This window comes from Rossellomorea aquimaris (genome assembly GCF_008180865.1).
GTDB classification, from domain to species: domain Bacteria; phylum Bacillota; class Bacilli; order Bacillales; family Bacillaceae_B; genus Rossellomorea; species Rossellomorea yichunensis.
Genome location: NZ_VTEX01000002.1, coordinates 722049 through 742505 on the forward strand (window position 1 = coordinate 722049; position 20457 = coordinate 742505).

Genomic DNA, 20457 nt, shown 5'->3' on the forward strand with positions numbered 1-20457 from the left:
TCCTTTCTGCTTTTGAAATCCCGTACTCTATAAACCTAAGTTCTTCGCAATAATCGTCTTCATGATTTCATTGGTTCCTGCGTATATGCTCGCAACCGGAATATCCCGGAATCTCCTCGCAATCTCGTATTCTTCCATATATCCATATCCCCCATGGAGCTGCATGCATTCGGTTGCTATTTTCTTGGCACTGTCGGTCAGCTTCCACTTGGCCATGGACACCTTCGTCACGATATCTTCCCCTGCGATATGCTCAGCAATCAGCTGATCAAGGAAGGCCCTGCCCATTTCGATTTCTGTCGCCATTTCCGCGATTTTGAACTGAGTATTCTGGAATTTGCTCACCGGCTTTCCGAAAGCATCACGGCTTTTAACATAATCGATGGTCTGGTTCAGCATCACTTCCGATGCCGTCTGTGCGGCAATGGCCACGAGTAAGCGTTCCTGCTGGAGCTTTTCCATCAAATAAACGAAGCCTTTCCCTTCTTCTCCAAGCAGGTTTTCTTTCGGTACGACACAGTCCTCGAAAATGAGTTCCGCCGTATCCTGAGAGTGGAGTCCTACTTTGTTCAGCTTCCTTCCCCGTGATAAACCGGGAGCATCCCCCTCGATCACCAGCAGGCTGACCCCCTTATGCTTCGGGCTCGCTTTTGGATCCGTTTTACAGGCGACCACAATCAGATCCGAGTGAATCCCATTGGTGATGAAGGTTTTGGCACCATTGACGATATAGTGATCTTCTTCAAGTACAGCCGTTGTCTTGATATTCGCAAGATCGGACCCTGTTCCCGGCTCTGTCATCGCAATGGCCGTAATGGTTTCCCCCGTCGCGCATTTAGGGAGCCAGCGTTGTTTCTGCTCTTCCGTTCCATAAGCTGTGAGATAGGGAACCACAATATCATTATGAAGCCCGATGCCAACAAGACCGGACCCAACTCGCTCTATCTCTTCGTTGATGATGACGGAGAATCCCCAGTCCACTTCACTCCCACCATATTGTTCCTCGATATCCGGGCAGAGATAGCCCTGCTCACCCATCTTCGTCCAGAAGGAGCGGGGAATCATCCGCTCCTCCTCCCATTGATCGTAGTAAGGATACGCTTCCTTTTCTAAAAACTTCCGTAATGACCGTCTGAACATGTCGTGATCATCTGTTAAATATAGGTGTTCCATGTTACCCTCTCCTCTATGAAAATCACATTTTAGTTATTGTTTGACTCCGTTTAGAGACTGGCGCAGCTGAAATTTTAATATTTTCCCGGAAGCATTTCTCGGCAGGGCTTCTTCCACAAAGATTCTTCTTGGAATCTTGTAGCCTGCAAGCTTCTGACGACAGAAGCTTTTCAATTCCTGTTCATCAATGCTTGCACCCTGTTTCGGTACGATGACAGCACAGACGGCTTCTCCCCACGTTTCATCAGGAAGCCCGATGATTGCGGCCTCAAGCACGGAAGGATGCTCATAAAGGACTTCCTCGACTTCGATGGAATACACATTTTCCCCGCCTGAAATGATCATGTCCTTTTTCCGGTCTACTAGGGTGATGTAGCCTTTCTCATCAATAGTCGCGAGATCCCCCGTATACAGCCAGCCATCCTTCAGGGTTTTCCCCGTTTCCTCGGGCTTCCTATAATATTCCTTCATGATCGACTCACCCTTAAGGATGAACTCTCCGACCACACCTGGTGTAATGTCCTTCCCTTCCTCATTGACCACTCTAGCTTCGGTCAAGAATGCGGCTTTTCCACCTTTTCCAAGATGAGCTTTATGGCCCTCCGGATCTAACAGGATTCCTCCTGGTCCCGCTTCAGTCAACCCGCAAAGATTATAAAACTGGTCTGTCTTGAACAATTCGATGCTCTTCCGGACAACCTCAGGGGCCATCGGTGCTGCACCATATCCACAACGTTTAATCGAAGACAGGTCATAATCTGCGGCATTTGGCACCTGGAGCATAAAGGTATACATGGCAGGCACCCCAAAGAAGTGGGTGATCTTATGCTCCTGTATCGCTTCAAGGGTCTTCACCGGATGAAAATCCCTGTGAATGACATGGGTCGCTCCCAGTACGACCCCTGAGAGAAGGAACAGATTCAGCTGGGCGGAATGGAACAACGGCGCAATATGAAGGAAGTTCTCTCTTTCGTTGATGCCCATGCTGATCATCATCGTAAGCCCGACATTGAATACCCGCTTATGATCGAATAAGGCTCCTTTAGGTCTTCCCGTCGTACCGGATGTATATAAGATTTCCAGATCGTCATCGTCCCTGACTTGAACTGACGGATCCTCTGTATTCGAAACGGGTACCCGGTCGAATGAATGATGCCCCACTGTTTTCGGAGTTCCCGTTGTAATCACATGCAGGACATGTGTACCTTCCCTGGCAGAAGTGACGGTCTCCTCGAATTCTTCGTCACAGAAGACGACAACCGATTCGGACTGTTCGAAAATATAGTGAACCTCCGATGACGTCAGACGGAAATTGACAGGCACGATCACCGCCCCGATCTTGGCACCTGCAAAGAAAGCAAGCACGAACTGATCAGAATTCTTCATCATCAGTGCCATCTTGTCACCTTTACGGATCCCGAGACCAAAAAGACCATGGGCCAGTTTATTCACTTCTTCGTTCAACTGCTTATACGTATAAGTTCTTCCTTCACATACAACCGCCAGCTTCTCCGGCTTCTTTCTCGCATTTTGTGCTAAATAAGAACCGATATCCATTATCCATTTCCCCCTATTGATCAAATATTTGAAAACGCATTCATTCTTATTTATGCAATAATTGTGCCAACTTTCAGAAAAAGGAAATCATAGGGATCATACGATGGAATAGCAATCAAGGTGTCCAGAAATTGGACACCTTGATTTGGACAGCTTCTACGAACGGCTTACCCGTTCTATACGGACAGCTGGTACTTCTTCAGTTTATCATACAATCCTGAACGACTGATCCCAAGTAGCCTGGCTGCCTGTGCTTTGTTTCCATTTGATTGATTCAGGGCTTTTTTAATAGCGCCAACTTCCGCATCCTCTGCAAGACTGACGGTCGGCATCGGTGGTTCTGAAACCTTCGAGACCAGATAATCCGGAAGGTCTTCCACCTGTATATTTCCATGCTCGGCAAACGTCATGGCACGCTCAAGTACGTTTCGAAGTTCCCGTACATTTCCCGGCCAGTCGTATTGAAGTAGCGCTGTGTTCGCTTGGGCAGAAATGCCGGTGATGCTCGTGCCAAGCATGGAATTGAGATCAATCATGAGCTTATGGGTGAGATGTTCCACATCATGAACACGTTCACGTAATGGTGGAATATTCAAGGAGATGACGTTCAGTCTGTAGTAGAGATCCTCCCGAAATTCCCCTTCCTTCACCATTTTCTCAAGATTCCGATTGGTTGCCGCAATGATCCGCACATCTACCTTGATGCGTTCATTTCCCCCGACCCGATAAAATTCACGCTCCTGCAGAACTCGTAACAGCTTGGCCTGAAGCGCAATCGACATATCCCCGATTTCATCGAGAAACAGCGTTCCCCCATTGGCCAGGTCAAATTTCCCGACTTTTCCGCGCTGCTTCGCTCCAGTAAAAGCACCTTCCTCATACCCGAAAAACTCAGATTCAAGCAAATCCTCAGGGATCGCTGCACAGTTGACGATGACAAATTTGCCCTCGCTTCGGGCGCTGCTGTTATGGATGGCATGTGCGAACAATTCCTTTCCTGTCCCACTTTCCCCTCTAAGCAACACAGTCGACCTGCCCTTCGCTGCTTTGGCCGCACTTTTCTTTAATTTTTCCATATAAGGATATTCACTGAGTATGTGATCCCAGGTGAACCGTGCTGCTTCGGATCTTTGCAGCTGCTGGTGGTAGAAGCTTGCCTTGTTTTCAGCCTTTTGCAGCCTCTTAAACAGCTCGCTTACCTCATTTAATTGACGGAACATCACTTTCCCGATGGCACCGATGACCCTGCCATCCTTCTTGATCGGAATTCTGTGCACAATATATTTAATGCCTTGCCTTTCGTAAAAATCACTGATTTCAGCTGTTTCCGTCTTAAAGACATTCCGAAGTTTCAATTGGGGCAGCACACTGTCCACATCCCGATGCAACACCTCTGTCTTCTCGAGGTTGAAAAGTTCAAGTAATGGTGGACTCACCATTGTGATGGTATTCCGTTCATCCGTCATCAAGATGCCATCATACGCATGCTCTAATGTCGTTTCAATGGTGAGCTTCAATTTTTTGACCGTTTGCAGCTCCTCAGCCATCTTTTCAATTTCAGAAATATCCTGGAAAAGAATGATTTTTCCTTGCTTATGGTTCACGGTTTCATAGGTCGAAATATGCAGGATGCATTGATACGTTTCATCATGGTGATGTCCATGGTTTTCTATTTTCATGCCTGGAAATACTTCCTGAAGATTGTGAGAATGAATGGAGTCGATGGTGCGTCCCGTGATCTTCAAAAACGCTTCATTAGCATAGATGATCTGTAACTGTTCATCTGTCATCAATACGCCCACACCCGAATGCATCAAGATGGTTTCCAGCTGATCCTTTAAGGTATTGGCTGATTTCAATAACGTCATCACCATTTCTGTTTTGGTCAGTAATCCCATCACTTTGCCTTCCTCATCAAGGACAATCCCCGTTCCCGCCTTGCTGGTTTTCACCAGCTCCTCGATTTCGTGATAAGGCGTATCTATCCGAATCGTTCGTGTATCCGTTTTTATGTAAGCTTTGATCGGTGTACCAAGCGGCATCTGGTCCAGGATCATTTGGTATAATCCGCTGCGTGTGAACACACCCTGAAGGTTCCGATCACTGTCTGTAACCGGCAGGAGGTTCCACTTCTTTTCCTTTATGATAAGAATGGCGTCTTTTAATGTAGTATCTTCCGTCATCACACAATCGACCGGCGTGACCATATCCCGGAACTGAATCATTACAATCCCCCTTTGTTAAAGTCTGAAAATTCAATCTGTTACTTTTATTATAAAGCTTTGGGTAATAAAGGTCACTTCTTCAATTTCTTATTGGGTACAATGAAAAAATAATGGGAAGCAAAACAAAAAAGATCAGAGGATTTGAAACCCTGATCTCGCATTCTATCTACTTTTAGTATCCCATTATTTCGGCTGCATGCGAATGGCACCGTCTAGACGGATGGTCTCCCCGTTCAGCATCGGGTTTGTCAGGATACTTCCCACCAATTGGGCATATTCATCAGGATGCCCCAGACGCTTAGGGAATGGAACCATTTTTCCAAGTGATTCAACTGCTTCCTCCGGTAACGATTCAAACATTGGCGTATGAAACAAACCTGGCGCGATCGTCATCACCCGGATACCGTACGAAGCAAGTTCCCTTGCGATCGGGAGGGTCATTCCGACAACTCCACCTTTCGAGGCACTGTAGGCTGCCTGTCCGATCTGTCCTTCAAATGCAGCAACCGATGCCGTATTGATGATGACACCCCTCTCACCCAATTCGCCCGGTTCATTCTTCACCATTTGTTCCGTTGCCAATCGGATCACATTGAATGTGCCGATTAAGTTAATCGATATCACCTTCGAAAACGTATCGAGAGAATGAATGCCTTTTCGTGATATCAGCTTGGATGCAATTGCGATGCCTGCACAGTTGACAACCGTATTAATACTTCCGAAAGACTCCACAGCTTTTTGAATAGCGTGGGAAACTTCCTCCTCACTACTTACATCGGTCCTGACAAACATACTTCTTTCTCCCAGTTCTTCCACTAGCGATTGGCCTTTTTTATCGGATAAATCCAATATGGCTGCTCTCCCGCCCTCCTTGATGATCTGCCTCACTGTCGCTTCCCCTAGCCCTGACGCTCCGCCTGTCACGATGGCGATTGATTCACTGATTTTCATTGAATGGCCTCCCTTTTTTATCTATTCAACTTTTAAATTGCAAGAATTGTGCCAAGCTTGATTTGGCCGTATTTATAACGGGAGGAGGTCCCAAACTGTCCAGAATAAGGACACATTGGACACTGAACATTCGTGACAATACATGACAACCTGGTACCATCCGTGCAAAAACCTGAATTGAAGTAAGATCAGAACCCTTCAAAATTAATTACAAATTCTATGATCCAAATCCCATTAGAATACGTTTCCTTCATGCCTCTCTATCAAGAATGAAAGCCGAGAAACCCATTTGTGTGAAAAATATGAAGTCCAATTGTCCATTGTGTTACAAATCAACATTTTTTCACATTTACCAACAATCATTCTCTTGAATAACCTATGATCCTTCCATACTATTTAACTATAAAGCGATTTCATTCGAAAGGCCGTTGATTATGCTGCCCATCGACAGACAGCAACAAATTTTAACATGGCTGGAAGAGGAAGGGACACTTCGTGTATCGGATATAAGCTCCCGCCTTGAAGTTTCGGAAATGACGGTGTATCGGGACTTGAAGCCACTCCTTGAAGAGAACAGGGTTCACAAAACCTCCAATGGCATTTCAACCATCAAGGATCAAACCATTCCCACAAATAACTGTATTTATTGCCTGAAGCCGGCTACTTCCAGAAGATCGGTTCAATTAGTGAAGAAAGATCACACGATCGAGCAGGCCTGCTGTCCTCACTGTGGATTACTCCGTTACGGGGACATTCAGGGAGAGGTCGTGCAGATCATGTGTCGTGATTTCTTAACGGATATGACGATAAGTGGGAAGACCGCCACTTTCCTGATCGATGCCGACTTAAACCTGAACTGCTGCCAGCCCCAGGTAATCGCATTCGAATCGAACAAACAGGCCCGTCAATTCCAAACGGGATTTGGAGGGCATCTTCACAGCTTTCAAGAGGCCATCGTGGTCATTTCAGAAGAAATGTCAGGCTCAGACTGCTGTCATGACTAAGAAAAGAGGAATCTACTATGCGTAAAAAATCGAACATGTCTCCTTATCAAACGATTTGGAGATGGCATTTCTATGCCGGGATCATCATTTCCCCGTTCTTGCTCATCCTGGCTGTGACGGGGTCCATTTATCTATTCAAGCCACAGATCGAACAAAATCTTTACAAAGAGTATTACGAAGTGAAAGCACAAGGGGAGAAACTTCCTGCTTCTGAACAAATCGAAGAAGTGAAGAAACTCCACCCGGATGCACAAATCACCAAGTATCGTCCGGGAGAAAGTCCCGAACGCTCCAGTGAAATCGGTATCAGCACCGACGATGGGTCGGCCACTGTCTTCCTGGATCCTTACACCGGAAAATCACTTGGCGAGTTAAAGCCTGAGGACCGGATCATGGATAAAATAGTGGAATTTCATGGGGAACTGATGGCCGGAACTATCGGAGACCGTATCGTTGAGCTTGTCGCCTCGTGGGCCATCGTTCTGATTGTCACAGGATTATTCCTATGGTTTCCACGTAAGAAGGACAAGCTGGCGGGAGTGCTCTTCCCCCGTTTCGGTAAAGGAAAAAGCATCCTGCGCCGGGATCTTCACGCTGTACCCGCTTTCTGGATTACAGCGGGAATGCTGTTCCTGATCATGACAGGCTTGCCTTGGTCGGGCTTCTGGGGAACGAACTTCCAGAATCTCATGACGAATGCAGGTGCCGGATACCCTCCATCGATTTGGACAGGAGAAGCACCACAGTCCGTTGTGAAAACAAAAGAAATCGCTGACGTCCCATGGGCAGCGGAAAACCTTGAAGTCCCTGTATCGGCACTCGAAGGCTACACTCCCGTATCGATCAATGATGTCGTGAGCATCGCCGACAGAGAAGGAATCGACCCGAGTTACACGGTGTACATTCCTGGAGATGAGAAAGGCGTCTTTACACTATCTGCCTTTCCAGCAAAAGCTCAGAATGAGGTCACCATGCACCTTGATCAATATTCAGGAGCTGTACTGGCTGATTATCGCTTCGATCATTACGGTATCGGCGGGAAAGTCGTCGCCATGGGCATTACCCTTCATACCGGCACACAATTCGGTTTCATCAACCAATTGATCAGTCTCTTCATTTGCCTAGGGATCATCCTGGTGGTTGTGAGCGGATTCTATCTATGGTTAAAGCGGAAACCGAAAAAAGAAATGGGCGCACCGAAAGCGCCAAGCATCTTGAAAATGAAGCTCTTTCTGCTTCTTATGATTGTCTTGGGTATCCTATTCCCTCTGGTGGGAGCTTCCTTGATCGTCATCTTGCTTCTTGACTGGCTGGTTATCAAACGGATCCCGGATTTAAATAAATTCCTCGGTGCGGAATAAGAAAGGACGATACTTCATGAAAAATCGTACGAAATACATTGGGCTCATCCTCATCTGCATGATGCTCGGAGCCTGTTCCCCGAAAGAGGATGCAGCCGGGCTTTACCGTCAGGAATCCCCGCTTCAGGCGGATATCACCATGCCTGAAGAGTTTTCCGGAAGTGAGCCGATCAAGATTGCCCTCACGCAAAACAGTCAATCCGTCGATGATGCTGATTTTGTCCATGTCGAAATATGGAAAGGTGACGGCTCCTTCCATGATCAGATGGAGGAAGCCGATAATGCCGGAGACGGGAATTATACATTCAGCAAAAAGCTGAAGGAAGATGGTCTCTATTACATCAAGGTCCATGCCGCAAACAACGGATCCACCATCATGCCGACCCTGCCTTTCGCTGTCGGTGAGCTATCCAAGGCTGATGTCGAAGCCCTGAATGCGCAGACTCCAGATGATAGTGGAAATCATGATTCTCACCATTGATGACAATAGACCGGAAGCAGATACTTGCTTACGGTCTTATCATTTGAAGAAAAGACTGACCTCCTCATCACTTCTCCCATATTTTTTCCTGTAATAGACTACACCTTTGCTATAATGGATTCATAGACGCCCACAGAAAGGAGCCCACCCATCATGATCATTCGTGAAATCAAGGATTCATTTATCATGATCAGGCAGCACGACCACGCCTTTTTATCAGGCGAACTCATCAAGCACTTCAAGCCTTCCCTACTAAAATCAGATGCATTCTTTGACGATGCCTTATATGCAGCCTATCAGCACGACCGCAGCTGGATTGGTTTGGACGAGACACCAATCTGGAATGACAGGGAGAAAATCCCCTACACCTTTTCAGACTACCCCCTCCTGCCAAAGCTCGCATTCTATAAAATCGGGGTGGACGAGATTGAGAGAGTAAACACGTATGCGAGTCTTCTCTGCAGCCTGCACTTCTCTTCTTTCTTTTCCCAATCTAAAAATAAAGGCTGCCTCGTTTTTTTAACAGGAGAAGCCAGAAGACAAATGAAACTTAAGGAGTCGTTCCCTGACCTTGATGAAGAATTACTGCAACAGCATTTCCGGTTACTGCAATTCTCGGATAACCTGTCCTTATATCTGTGTCTAAATGAGCCCGGCGCGGATAAAGAGGATGAGCATCCGTGGTTTAAAAATGGATTTCAGAATACAGAAATGTTTCATCCCGAAAACCAGCCGCTCATGTCCCGGTGGGTGAATGAAAATGAAGTGACCCTTGATCCTTATCCTTTTGACATGGACTTCGACGTATCGTTGCAGTACAAAGTAGTCACAAGGGGATTGATTGAAGAGATGGGGATTGCTGAGGCTTATATAGAGTGTGATATGGAAGAAAAGAAGATTTTCTTTCATCAATAAATACATATGGACGGTTCTTTTGCTTTGGAAGCATCAGAACCGTCCACATGTTTGGTGTCATACTATTTTTCCGGAAGCAAAATGATCTTCCCCAGTTTTCCTGAATTTTTGAAGTAGGTTTGTGCTTCTCCCGCTTTTTCGAGAGGAAAGGTACGTTCAATGACCGGTTTGATCTTACCTGCAGAAATGGCATCAAGCATCCGTCTAAACTCGTCTCTCGTACCCAGGACCGATCCATATAACGTGATATGTTTTAAATAAATGGTCCTGAAATCGAGTTCCGTTTTCTGTCCCCCAGCCGAGCCTGATATACAAAACTTCCCGCCATTCTTTAAAACGCTTATGGATGTCTCAAACAACGCATCCCCGACTACATCCAATACAGAATCCACCGGACCTCCATTGACTTCTACTATTTCATCGGCAAGGGTTTGGGACTTGTAGGATAATACATGAGTAGCCCCCAATTCTTTCATTTTATCTTCCAATCCCATGTCACCTACAATCGCAATCACCTTAGATCCAAAAACTCTGGAGGCGATTTGAACATTCAATGATCCCACACCTCCATTTGCACCAGTAACGACGACCGTTTCTCCCGGCTTAGCCTTGATCTGCTCCACCATATGCCATGCAGTCAATCCGCTGACAGAAAAAACGGCACTTTCTTCATATGCAGGGAGAGGCATATCATAACAGAGTTCTGACGGCCAAACGACGTATTCGGCATACCCTCCATCATATTCGGAGCCAATGAATGACATATCCTCTGAAATGTGTTCGAAACCCTCCATGCCGCTTGAAGTGAAAGGAAACAGAACGACATTCTTTCCTATCAAAGTATCAGAAACATCTGGACCTACCCCTACGATTTCACCCGTTATATCCGATCCCGGAATTCTTGGGAAGTGAACGCCTTCCGGACGCCAGCCTGACTTCTCTTCTGTTCCATAAGCCCCTTCCCTCATCCAAATTTCAGTATTGTTAATGGCACATGCTTTGACCTTTACAAGGACCTCACCTTTTTCCGGAGTCGGGGTCGAAATATCAACCACTTCTAATTTGTCGATTCCCCCATATCCGGTAACTTGAACAGCTTTCATTATACTCTCCCTCTTCTCTATTCAATCTTTATGGTTAGTTTATACCCTTATTGAGCGATCATGCAGACTCATAAGTATTTATATAATATTCCCTGGGGCAAACTTGGCTGAAACCTCAAGAATTTCACGCAACAGAATCATTTTCAGAATTGATTGACAAATCTCCCGCAAAAGATCATATAATGGTAATACCAAGTATAAAATTGGTATTACCAATCAACAGGAGGGACATTCCAGTGAAAGAACGTTCATCAGACATTATCGCCGGCACACTCATTCAATCCATACTGGAAGGGCACATTAAAGTTCATGAACCACTGCAATCCGAAAGAGAATTGGCCACCCGCTTTCAAGTAGGAAGACCCACCATCCGGGAAGCACTGCAGAGGTTGGAACGGGACGGATGGATTGCGGGACGGAAAGGGATGCCTGCGGTTGTGAATGATTATTGGAAGCAGGGGAATTTAATGACGATCGTGAATATCCTCGAGCACCAGGAAGAAGTACCCGATGACTTCATCCATCATATGCTCGAGCTTAGAATCTCTTTGACCCCTACCTATTTCAGGGATGCCATCCATCATCACAGGCTCAAGGTCATTTCACTCTTTGTCCCTCTTGAAGAGGTACAGGATGATGCACGATCATATGCGGATTTCGACTGGCAGCTGCAGCAGAGTGTCGCCATGCTGTCGCCCAATCCCATCTATCTTCTCATCCTGAATAGCTTCAAAGACTTCTACAGTAGGATAGCCGAGAAATATTTCTGCGAACCGGACCATCGCAAAGCTTCACGTGACTATTACGAAAAACTGTTGGCCCTCATCTTAAAAGGGGACATCGAACAGGCAGTGCGCCTCATTAAACAAATGATGGAAACCAGCTTACGATTGTGGAAACAAAAAATGAATGGGGGCAATTGAGGATGAAAGAGAATCGATTGTATCGTGATTTCTTCTTACATTTTGATATTCTGGTCATGTTAGGTATCTTTCTTGTGGTGGTCGGCTTTTTAATGACCATGGAGCTTTCCTTATCCGCCTTCTTATTTTTTGCGATTGGGATCATCGCCTACATGTTCAGTGAATACCTCACCCACCGCTTTGTCTTCCACATCAAGTCGCCGAAGAACGCTTTCCTTCTGAAATTGATTAAGCGTCTGCATTACGATCATCATAAAAAACCGAATGACCTGAAGCTTCTGTTTTTACCCATTTGGTACAGTGCTCCGAGCCTGTTCATCCTATGTCTGCTGTTTTACTTCGTGAGCGGCTCGATCTCAGCATCCCTTGCCTTTGCCACCGGCATTCTGTTCATGTTCTTTGTCTACGAGTGGAAGCACTATGTCGCCCATCGCCCCCTCAAGCCGAAAACACGATTCGGAAAATGGCTCAAAAAGACACATATCCTGCACCATTACAAAAACGAAAACTACTGGTACGGGGTGTCCACGCCTTTCGTCGATGCTTTGTTCGGTACCTTGAAGGATGAAAAGGATGTAGAAACGAGTCAAACTGCGAAGGATTTGGAGAAGAGGGCGTGAAAAAAGTCCAATCGGGTGATCCGATTGGACTTTTCTATCTTACTCCCACTTAAACACATAACTAGCTAGCGCAAACCCGCCAACCAGCCAAGCACCCAATATCAGTGTCTCCGTACCCAATTCCAAAAAAGGGGTACCAAGATTCATCGTCTCCCGCAACGCCGAACTCAGATGAGCGATCGGCAGCACCTTCACGATCGGCTGGATAAGATCCGGCATATTGTTGATCGGGAAGAACACGCCACCAAGGAACAGCATCGGAAACGTCACGAATCCCGCAATCGGACCCGCACTTTCCGGGTTCTTCGCCATGCCTGCGATGATAAAGCCGAGTGCCATAAACGCAAGGGTTCCCAGTATGATAAAGAAAATCATGGCAAGCCACGAACCTGCTACGTTGATGTTAAAGATGAGATCGGCAATGAGGACGACGAGCAATGCCTGGGTCCCGTTCAGCATCAGGCGCGCCGTGATCTGGGCCGCGATGAACGTGGATGCTTTCAATCTCGTCCCCTGCATTCTCCGGAGGATCCCCCGTTCACGCCAGGCGGAAATTTGACCTGCGACCCCGTTCATGTTGTTGCTCATGATCATCATGGCGACAATACCCGGTACAAGGAAATCAACATATCGAAGGTTCAGCGCCTCGACTCCTACTTTCTCGACCGTCACTAACGGCTTATAGTCAACCATGTCCTTGCTGTATTGATCGATGATTCCGTTCACCACCGTCAATCCAAGCTCTGACGTAGTCAGGTTTTTCTCGTTATAGTATACAGGAAGGGAGGAAGCCTCGTTCCCGTCCTTCAGGTTCTTTTCATATCCTTTCGGGATTTCGATCAGAAGCTGGATATCCCCATTTTCAACGGCTTCTTTTCCCGACTTCACGCTCTCATATTTCGTAGCCTCGATTCCCTCATTTTTATAAAATAAGTCCTTTAAGTCCTTCGATGCATCGGTGTCATCCCTGTCGGTCACCCCTACAGTTAAAGACAGTGAATTCCCTCCGCCTGCAAATGACCCGAGTGCCACCATCAGGATGACCGGGAAGAGTAACGTGAAGAAGAGGACCTGCTTGTTTCGTCCAAAGATCCGTAATTGTGCCAAAGTTAACTGCCAATAAGCTCTCATGATTCCCGCAACTTCCTTCCTGTCATATGAATGAAGACATCCTCTAATGTCGCCTGACGCGTCTCGAGATCCTGGATTTTCAAATGATGTTCCGTCGATATGGAAATGAGGGAGGTCAGTGCCAGCTGAAGCTCATCCGTGTAGAGCTGGACGAACGTGTCCTTGATGGCCACTTCCTCGACTCCATCCATTCTCATGAACCACTCCTGTTCAGGTGGATTGTTGAGATGGAATTCAATCGTACTCGTTGACTGCAGGGTTTTCACCAGATTCGTCGGTGTGTCAAGGGCGATCAATTCCCCTTGATCCATGATGCCGATCCGGTCACAAAGCACATGTGCTTCATCCATATAGTGCGTGGACAGAATCACCGTCTTCCCCCGCTCCTTCAACCGCAGCACAATGTCCCACAATGTCCGTCGCGCCTGGGGATCAAGTCCCGTCGTTGGTTCATCCAGAAACACAATCTCCGGATCATGAATCAGCGCCAGGGCAATCGCCAGCCGCTGCTTCTGCCCGCCCGACAGACCCTTGATCCGGTCCTTCCGCTTCTCGGTCAGGAGCATATCCTCGATCAATTGATTGATGTCCACATGACTCGGGTAAAAGCTCGCATACAAATGAAGGATCTCCTCCACCTTCAACAACTCAAACAAAGAAGTCGACTGAAGCTGAACCCCGATCACCTCTTTCACCTTGTTCACATCTTTCCGTACGTCATATCCCGCAAGTGCGGCCGTCCCTTCATCCGGCTTCCGAAGTCCCACAAGCATCTCGATCGTCGTCGTCTTCCCGGCCCCGTTCGGACCAAGCAATCCGAAGATCTCCCCCTTTTCCACCTGGAACTTCACTCCCTTCACTGCCGTAAAGGAGCCATACCTTTTCACTAAATCTTTTACATCCACCATGACTTCGTTCGACATAACGAGCCTCCTTTTACAAAAATGTAACCGCCCAATAGTGAGCGGTCCTTCTGTGTTGTTTATACGCGATGTTGATCTGCACGCCAATTTTGTATAGCTTTTTTAATATCGTTAGGTGATAGTTTCTCTGTCACTGCTCTTTCCACTAGCCCTGGAAATTCTTCATCAGGTGAAAAGCGGAGCGCAATCATCTGCTTCAGGGATAACGAAGCATCCAGCGATTTTCCCGTTAAACGATAATAGCGGAAACTTTCTTCCGTGCGGATGATTCGATCCTGAAGCTGAAGAGCATAGGTTCTTAGCTTTACCCCTATGAGGATTAACGTCAACACAACAAACAGGACAACAAAGCTTAACAAAGTCTCTGTCCCGACATTTTTAACGAAAAACGTAATCGTAAGGATGAGTGTAATGAGGGATAAAAGGGCAATCCCAACATGATAGGCTGGATCGATCTTACTGTGATTTTCATAGTTTTGCTGTTTCATATGTACCTCCTGAGGTTTGTAGATTCATTATAACCTAGATCCGGAACAAAAAAGAGCATACCTAAGAATATTATTCCGGTATGTGATCTACAATTCCTTCTAAATCTAAACCTTATTCCACCAAGATCCATGACCTATTGGCAATCCCATTTTGCGCAAGTATTAATATCTATATTTTTCCATATGATAATGGTAAGATAGTAGCAGAAGCAACACCTACAGGACGTTCACCTGCTTTTACCTAACAAGGTTTATAAAAAAAGGAGGTTTTCGAAAATGGTTTGGTTATTTGTTCTGATTCCCCTTTCCTTCATGGCTGGGGTGGTTATCGTGGGCAGTATTAAAGAAACTTACTTTTCTCAAGGGTACCTTACTGGTGATTGCTATGATACGCACAAGAGTGAGGGTTATAATGCTTATTGCCAGGGGCAGTCCAATCATTTGAAGTTCTGGACTGGCGGGCGGTAATTTGATAAGGAAGAATTCGTGTTTGAAAGGCATTGCTGAGTGCAATGCCTTTTTCTTGTTGAAATAGGAAAGCACACGATTCATTTATCCACAATTGGGTAAACTATCCTTATCATCATAAAGGAGGTCATTGTATGCATAGGAAAACAACATGTATCTTCGCTGTTCTGTTCTCGTTCGTTCTTTTAGCCGGCTGTAATGACAAGGAAGAGGTTAAGAACCCTCCTGAAAATGCACCAGTTGAGGACACTGCCAATAATAATGAGGGAGCGAAAGATGAAGCTTTTACTTTTGCGAACTTTGATTTAGAGGTTGATTACAAGGAAAATAAAACAATCGACGTGGATTACGAGAACGAGAAAGACTCGACGGAAGCAAAATATCAGGATGATCTTAATGATCAAAATTTGACTTCTGATGAAGCGATGGCTAAGCTTACCCCGATCTTCAAAGATTTCTCGTTTGATCAGGATACCGATGAACAAGAGGTCATCAAACAAGTGAAAGAAGCATTTTCAGTTGAGGATGGCTATGAGAAGTTCGAGCTGGAGATTACATTTCCTGATGGGACGGAAAAAGAATACAGAGAAATGTAAGCACCTGCTTTCTTTCAAACAAAAGGACAATTCAATCGTTTTTATTCGATTGAATTGTCCCGTTTTTACTTCATCTTATTTATTTGTTCCGTGAGCTCTTTAAATTTCCGATCCAGTTCCTCATATTCCTTATCCCCTGGCATCATAAAACTGAGCCTTCCCAACACTTCCTGTCTCTCCGTCTCAAGCTTCAACCGCAGTTCTTCCTGGTCATCCCGTTCTGAAGCAGGCTCATTCAACTGTTTTTGAATCCTGCCGTCCGCGATCACGAGTCTCGTACTCGTCGTTTTCTCTAGAAAATAACGGTCATGGGACACGACAATCAAAGTCCCATTGTATTGGGAGAGGGTATCCTCAAGCTGTTCACGGGAAGCTAGATCAAGATGGTTTGTCGGCTCATCCAGGATCAGCACATCTTTTTCTTCTAGAATATACTTCATCAGCTTGCACTTTACGCGCTCTCCCATACTCATATTCCCGATCGGTTCCCGCCAGTGGGTCGTCTGGAATCCCAGGTGTTTCATGAGCGTCTGGACTTTCCCTCTCTCCTCGAAGGTTTCCTTGTGGAAAAGCTGTTCAGGCGTTTCGTCAAGGGGAAGGTCGAACACTTCCTGCGTCAGATAGCCGATCTCTGCAGATGGTGAAGTCCATACATCACCGTCAGCCGCCTCTTGCCTCATGATTACCTTTAATAATGTCGTCTTCCCGCTTCCATTCGGTCCGATGATGGACACCTTTTCCCCATGCTGGATCGTGAAATTGGCTTTTCTGAATAGTATTTGTCCATCAAATGCTTTCGTCAGATCTTTCACTTCCAAGAATCGCTTTCCTGTTTTTTTTGAGGCCTGCAGGGAGAATCGCACAGTATGTTCTTCCTGCACCGCATCCACCTTTGCTTTTTCAAGCTCTTTCTCAAGACGCTTCTGCTTCGATTTCACCTGGCTGTCCGTCCGTTTTGCTTTTACCCGGTAGTATTCTTTAAACCCTTCCTGTTTCGTGGACTGGGCGTGGGCTTTTTGTGACCAGGATGTGAGCTCTTTCATCTGACTTTCGATCCGTTCCACCATTTTCTGCTGCTTCTCAAATTCACGCTGCTGCGTGAGCCGTTTCTGTTTTCGCGCTTCCATGTAGCTCGAATAATGGCCCCGATGCTCAATCAGCTTCCCATGTTCGATCGCCCAGATTTTGTTCACCGCTTCATCTAAAAAATACCGGTCATGTGATACTAGAATGATCGTCCCTTTATACTCCATGATCTGATTCATCAGGAGTTCCATACTCCCGTGATCCAGGTGGTTCGTCGGTTCATCCAATAGAAGGAGGTCGGCATTCTGCGCAAACCCTTTTGCAAGTCGGGCCTTCAGCTTTTCTCCGCCGCTCAAGTGCAGAAACTCATGATTCGGCACCTGCCATTTTTCCAGCAGCCGGGCTTCAGAAGGTGTCGTTTCGTTAAAGGAATAGGACTCCGTTTCCTGTTCGACCATCCCGATGTTCAAGTCCTGATGCAACCACTGGATTGTACCTTCGGAAGGCACTAAATCCCCGTGGATCAACTGAAGCAGAGTAGACTTCCCGGCACCATTCTGCCCGATGATTCCGATGACATCCCCTTCCTGCACACTCGCATTGACCCCTTTAAAGATAGGCTGATCCATCATTTTATAGCTTATATTCACTAACTTCATCAATTCTCTCATACCATCTTCCCCTCTCATCAAAGGGAGAACAAAAAAATCCTCCCCATTTTTCTGGAAGGATTAGCCGTACCTGTCGCGCTCAAAGAAAGCCATTTGGAAATCAACGGCTCAGACGATGTATAAAAATGGGCAGACTAATCCTATTTTGGTTAATTTGAAATATGGAATTTCAAACCTCGCGAAAATAAGATCAGTACTTCATCGTCCACCCATCACTCCTGTCATTTTTAGTAAGTTCACTATATCATGAAATGATTTGGAAGTGCAAAAGGAAATTGAGAATATCTAAAAAAAACCAATACCAATAAAGGATTAGATTCACAATCAGTGGTATGATAAAGACTGAGGACTAGAATTACATTAACTGGTCGACCAGCTTTATGTGTTGGCTCGATGTTTAGTGGAAAGGAGCACTTTATTTGGAATCAATCTGGTTAGAATATGGATGGACATTACTGATCCTAATCGGCCTTGAGGGATTATTATCTGCAGATAATGCCCTTGTTCTCGCCGTCATTGCGAAACACCTTCCGGACGATGAGAAGAAAAGGGCCATAAAATACGGGATTTTCCTTGCCTTTGCCTTTCGTTTTGGTGCCTTGTTTGCGATTTCCTTTATTGCGAATGTCTGGCAGATCCAGGCGATCGGAGCAGCCTACCTTCTTTACCTGGGCTTAAAGCATGTCATTAAAGCACGTTTTGGAAAAGAGAATGAAAATATTCGTGAAGATACTGAAGAGGAAGCTGCAGGAAAAGGATTTTGGCCGACAGTCGGAAAGATTGCATTGGCAGACCTTGCCTTTGCCATTGATTCGATCCTCGCAGCCGTGGCCCTTGCCCTTGGACTCCCCGATTCACCCCTTGATGATTTTGGCGGGATGGACGGCGGACAATTTATCATCGTTGTCCTCGGAGGAATTGCCGGGCTGATTTTGATCAAATATGCTGCAACCTGGTTTGTGCAGCTGCTTGAAAAGCGCCCTGCTTTAGAGACAACCGCTTATGCCATTGTCGCCTGGGTCGGGGTGAAGTTGGCCGTCATCACACTGGCTCATGAAGATATTCATATCCTGGATCACGATTTCCCTCATAGCACCCTTTGGACCCTCACATTTTACGGAGTCCTTGTGGCTATCGCCTTGTTTGGGTGGTTCGCACCGGGAAACAAAGAATCTCAGCATAGTGAAAGTTAGATAAAAGAAATGCCCTGTGAATCTTCACAGGGCATTTCTTTTCAAGACTGACTCCCTACACTCCCGGGAACCAGCCAGGCGTATTCACAATTGCATTCCATAACGGATCGGGAACGACCAATTCTTCCTGTTTCCCTTTATCTATCTCCGTCACAATGTCATCTTCTCTTCCTTCTTCTATCTTCATCAACCAATCGGGATCAATGATCAGTTCACGACCAAGGGCCAATAGCGGAACGCCTGTACTGAACGCTTTATGTGCATCGTCGGCAGAGTAAATCGAACCTACACCAATCAGCGGTGTACGGTCACCGATGGTTTCCAATAGATAGTCCATTCTTGTTTTCTCAACGTCCTTAACGCCTCTTCTTGGCTTCGAGAAGAACTCGAAAAGGGAAACGTGAAGATAATCAAGGTCCTTGTCTGCAAGGGCATCTACAAGGGTAAGGGTGTCACCCATTGTGAATCCATTGTCTTCAGGCTCCTCAGGTGAGAAACGGTATCCAACCAGGAACGATGCATCCCCATGCTCAGCGACCACACTCTTCACCTTATCCACGATGGCAAGCGGGAACGTCATCCGTTTTTCCAGGCTGCCGCCATAACGGTCTTCACGACGATTTGTCATCGGGGAAAAGAATTGATGGATCAGATAACCGTTCGCTCCGTGGATCTCCACGCCATCATATCCCGCTTCTATCGCTCGGCGGGTCGTCTCACCAAAAGCATCGATGATATTCTCAATCTCTGCTTCTGTTAATGCTCTCGCTTTCTTCTCACCGTTCTCACCCGTTACTTCACTTGCGCTCACAACATCCCCATCTGGAACCAGATCCGGTGGACATTGTACACCTCCGTGGAAAATCTGGAGGACTGCTTTAGCGCCCTGATCCTTTATTCCCTTTGCCAAACGTTCAAGGCTTGGGATCATTTCATCGGAGTCCCCGCCAAACTCACCCGGGAATCCCTTTCCATCAGGCGTTACATATGTGCAAGCCGTGATCACCATGCTGACATCATTGGAACGTCTCGCATAGTAAGTAACCTCTGCATCCGTAACGTTACCCTGCTCATCCGAAGAGAAGTTCGTCATCGGCGCCATGATGATGCGGTTCTTTAATTCCACTCCGTTTTTGAAAGTATAGGGGGATAATAGCTCTTTATATTTACTGTTCATGATTTTGCCTCCTTGTGGTTGTTCAAGGGACATCTTAATAGATAAACAGGTTTATTGACCAGACATCTGCTTGGAGGATGTGCCGGTATTATGAAAAATGGGCATCCCTCAACGACTGAGGAATGCCCTATTACTTGCTTTGTAGTGTGGTTTCAATCAAATACTCAAAAAATTTCTTTACGGCTTCATGGGAGAAATCGATGTCACCTGCATTATCTATATCAACAATAATAGGAGTAAAGTCATCGCCATCACGAACAAAGCAGTACCCATCTCTTTCTTCGAAGATCCTCTCAATCCCATAGCCGAATTCAATATCTGTGATCACAAAACCATCATTTAATCTACGTCCAATTGTATCTGAGTAGTAGTGTCTATCATGAATATCATCATATCTTAGATACCTTACCTTCACCTTTCCCATTAAACTCTTCCTTTCTTCTAAAATTGTCGCTGTTAAGAAAGAGGATT

General features: G+C 46.1%; 20 protein-coding genes. 9 read left to right on the plus strand and 11 right to left on the minus strand.

Annotation, left to right across the window (positions count from 1 at the left end; genetic code table 11):
• Positions 1-27 precede the first annotated feature (27 nt).
• From FZC88_RS11200 to FZC88_RS11215, 4 genes are all read right to left on the minus strand, one after another.
• Entirely contained in the window at positions 28-1173 is a 1146-nt protein-coding gene (locus tag FZC88_RS11200; protein ID WP_148994919.1) for an acyl-CoA dehydrogenase family protein, read from the minus strand.
• A 33-nt stretch (positions 1174-1206) separates the two neighbouring features.
• Positions 1207-2730, minus strand: a complete 1524-nt coding sequence (locus FZC88_RS11205) for a class I adenylate-forming enzyme family protein (protein WP_148994920.1) — start codon at positions 2728-2730, stop codon at positions 1207-1209.
• 176 nt (positions 2731-2906) lie between these two features.
• The gene (locus tag FZC88_RS11210) at positions 2907-4955 is read right to left on the minus strand and encodes a sigma-54-dependent Fis family transcriptional regulator (RefSeq protein WP_148994921.1); all 2049 of its coding nucleotides are present in this window, start codon (positions 4953-4955) and stop codon (positions 2907-2909) included.
• 183 nt (positions 4956-5138) lie between these two features.
• A complete protein-coding gene (locus tag FZC88_RS11215) occupies positions 5139-5906 on the minus strand; it encodes a 3-hydroxyacyl-CoA dehydrogenase (protein ID WP_148994922.1) in 768 nt (255 codons plus the stop codon).
• A gap of 434 nt (positions 5907-6340) precedes the next feature.
• Between FZC88_RS11215 and FZC88_RS11220 the strand changes: the two genes are divergently transcribed.
• The 4 genes from FZC88_RS11220 to FZC88_RS11235 all read left to right on the plus strand — a co-directional run bounded on the left by FZC88_RS11220 (position 6341) and on the right by FZC88_RS11235 (position 9667).
• A complete protein-coding gene (locus tag FZC88_RS11220; RefSeq protein WP_148994923.1) occupies positions 6341-6910 on the plus strand; it encodes a DeoR family transcriptional regulator in 570 nt (189 codons plus the stop codon).
• Between the two features lie 17 nt (positions 6911-6927).
• Entirely contained in the window at positions 6928-8271 is a 1344-nt protein-coding gene (locus FZC88_RS11225) for a PepSY-associated TM helix domain-containing protein (protein ID WP_148994924.1), read from the plus strand.
• 16 nt (positions 8272-8287) lie between these two features.
• Positions 8288-8752, plus strand: coding sequence for a FixH family protein (locus FZC88_RS11230; protein ID WP_148994925.1), 465 nt, complete (start codon positions 8288-8290; stop codon positions 8750-8752).
• Between the two features lie 153 nt (positions 8753-8905).
• Positions 8906-9667: a DUF3891 family protein gene (locus FZC88_RS11235; RefSeq protein ID WP_148994926.1), complete on the plus strand. Its 762-nt coding sequence runs from the start codon at positions 8906-8908 to the stop codon at positions 9665-9667.
• A 62-nt stretch (positions 9668-9729) separates the two neighbouring features.
• Here FZC88_RS11235 and FZC88_RS11240 read toward each other — a convergent pair whose 3' ends face one another.
• The gene (locus tag FZC88_RS11240) at positions 9730-10770 is read right to left on the minus strand and encodes a zinc-binding dehydrogenase (protein ID WP_148994927.1); all 1041 of its coding nucleotides are present in this window, start codon (positions 10768-10770) and stop codon (positions 9730-9732) included.
• Between the two features lie 230 nt (positions 10771-11000).
• On the opposite strand from FZC88_RS11240, the gene FZC88_RS11245 reads away from it, so the two are divergent.
• Together FZC88_RS11245 and FZC88_RS11250 are read left to right on the plus strand one after the other, a co-directional pair.
• Positions 11001-11693: a GntR family transcriptional regulator gene (locus FZC88_RS11245; RefSeq protein WP_148995169.1), complete on the plus strand. Its 693-nt coding sequence runs from the start codon at positions 11001-11003 to the stop codon at positions 11691-11693.
• 2 nt (positions 11694-11695) lie between these two features.
• A complete protein-coding gene (locus FZC88_RS11250; RefSeq protein ID WP_148994928.1) occupies positions 11696-12313 on the plus strand; it encodes a sterol desaturase family protein in 618 nt (205 codons plus the stop codon).
• A 39-nt stretch (positions 12314-12352) separates the two neighbouring features.
• Here the strand turns inward: FZC88_RS11250 and FZC88_RS11255 are convergent, their stop codons facing one another.
• The 3 genes from FZC88_RS11255 to FZC88_RS11265 are packed head-to-tail and all read right to left on the minus strand — an operon-like array spanning position 12353 to position 14855.
• On the minus strand, positions 12353-13444 hold the full coding sequence (locus tag FZC88_RS11255) for an ABC transporter permease (protein ID WP_148994929.1): 1092 nt from the start codon (positions 13442-13444) through the stop codon (positions 12353-12355).
• Positions 13441-14367 carry an ABC transporter ATP-binding protein gene (locus FZC88_RS11260; RefSeq protein ID WP_148967439.1) on the minus strand — a complete coding sequence of 309 codons (927 nt, stop codon included), beginning with the start codon at positions 14365-14367 and terminating at the stop codon, positions 13441-13443. The genes FZC88_RS11255 and FZC88_RS11260 overlap by 4 nt, the downstream gene beginning before the upstream one ends.
• 59 nt (positions 14368-14426) lie before the next feature.
• Positions 14427-14855, minus strand: a complete 429-nt coding sequence (locus FZC88_RS11265; RefSeq protein WP_148994930.1) for a DUF6526 family protein — start codon at positions 14853-14855, stop codon at positions 14427-14429.
• Between the two features lie 276 nt (positions 14856-15131).
• Here FZC88_RS11265 and FZC88_RS11270 point away from each other — a divergent pair, with 276 nt between their 5' ends.
• Both FZC88_RS11270 and FZC88_RS11275 read left to right on the plus strand, forming a co-directional pair.
• The gene (locus tag FZC88_RS11270) at positions 15132-15323 is read left to right on the plus strand and encodes a hypothetical protein (protein ID WP_148967437.1); all 192 of its coding nucleotides are present in this window, start codon (positions 15132-15134) and stop codon (positions 15321-15323) included.
• Positions 15324-15457: 134 nt separating this feature from the next.
• A complete protein-coding gene (locus tag FZC88_RS11275) occupies positions 15458-15919 on the plus strand; it encodes a YusW family protein (RefSeq protein WP_148994931.1) in 462 nt (153 codons plus the stop codon).
• A 65-nt stretch (positions 15920-15984) separates the two neighbouring features.
• Here the strand turns inward: FZC88_RS11275 and abc-f are convergent, their stop codons facing one another.
• Positions 15985-17616 carry a ribosomal protection-like ABC-F family protein gene (gene abc-f / locus FZC88_RS11280; protein WP_148994932.1) on the minus strand — a complete coding sequence of 544 codons (1632 nt, stop codon included), beginning with the start codon at positions 17614-17616 and terminating at the stop codon, positions 15985-15987.
• Between the two features lie 419 nt (positions 17617-18035).
• On the opposite strand from abc-f, the gene FZC88_RS11285 reads away from it, so the two are divergent.
• Positions 18036-18809, plus strand: coding sequence for a TerC family protein (locus tag FZC88_RS11285; protein WP_148967434.1), 774 nt, complete (start codon positions 18036-18038; stop codon positions 18807-18809).
• 55 nt (positions 18810-18864) lie between these two features.
• On the opposite strand, the gene FZC88_RS11290 is transcribed toward FZC88_RS11285, so the two are convergent.
• Both FZC88_RS11290 and FZC88_RS11295 read right to left on the minus strand, forming a co-directional pair.
• Positions 18865-19986 carry an NADH-dependent flavin oxidoreductase gene (locus FZC88_RS11290; RefSeq protein ID WP_148994933.1) on the minus strand — a complete coding sequence of 374 codons (1122 nt, stop codon included), beginning with the start codon at positions 19984-19986 and terminating at the stop codon, positions 18865-18867.
• Positions 19987-20116: 130 nt separating this feature from the next.
• Positions 20117-20410, minus strand: a complete 294-nt coding sequence (locus tag FZC88_RS11295; protein ID WP_148994934.1) for a hypothetical protein — start codon at positions 20408-20410, stop codon at positions 20117-20119.
• Positions 20411-20457: the final 47 nt, after the last annotated feature.